This window comes from Methylobacterium aquaticum (genome assembly GCF_001043915.1).
GTDB lineage: Bacteria > Pseudomonadota > Alphaproteobacteria > Rhizobiales > Beijerinckiaceae > Methylobacterium > Methylobacterium aquaticum.
On sequence record NZ_LABX01000477.1, the window covers coordinates 1 to 543 of the forward strand.

The following is a 543-nucleotide window of genomic DNA, read 5'->3' on the forward strand; positions in this document are numbered from 1 at the left end:
CGCCGGGCGATCCTCGATCGCTCGGCCGAGCTGTTTGCCGCCCACGGCTACGATCGCGCCTCGATGAACCGGATCGCCGAGGCCTGCGGCGTGTCGAAGGCGAACCTCTACCACTACTATCGCGACAAGGACGAGATCCTGTTCGACGTGATCCGGCTGCACCTGGAGGAGCTGCTGGAAGCCGTCGAAGCCGCCGACCGCCCCGGCCTCGCTCCCGAGCCGCGACTGCGCTGCCTCGCGACCGCGCTGCTGGAGGCGTACCGGGACGCCGACGCCCAGCACAAGGTGCAGATCAACCATCTGGGCCTGCTCTCCAGTGAGCGGCAGGCGGAGCTGAAGGCGAGCGAGCGCGAACTGGTGCGGCTGTTCTCCGAGGCGATCGCCGGGGTGGCGCCGCACCTCGCCGGGACGGCGCTGCTCAAGCCCGTGACCATGTCGTTCTTCGGCATGGTCAACTGGCACTATCTCTGGTTCCGGCCGGGCGCGGGGCTGACGCGGGCCGATTACGCCGATCTGGTGACGCGGCTGATCGCCGAGGGCGCG

At 69.6% G+C, this 543-nt stretch carries 1 protein-coding gene; it reads left to right on the forward strand.

The genetic code is table 11. The annotated features are described in order from the left end of the window. Positions 1 to 543 (forward strand): TetR/AcrR family transcriptional regulator (locus VP06_RS33330; RefSeq protein WP_048468120.1); only part of this gene is annotated, 543 nt, incomplete at both ends.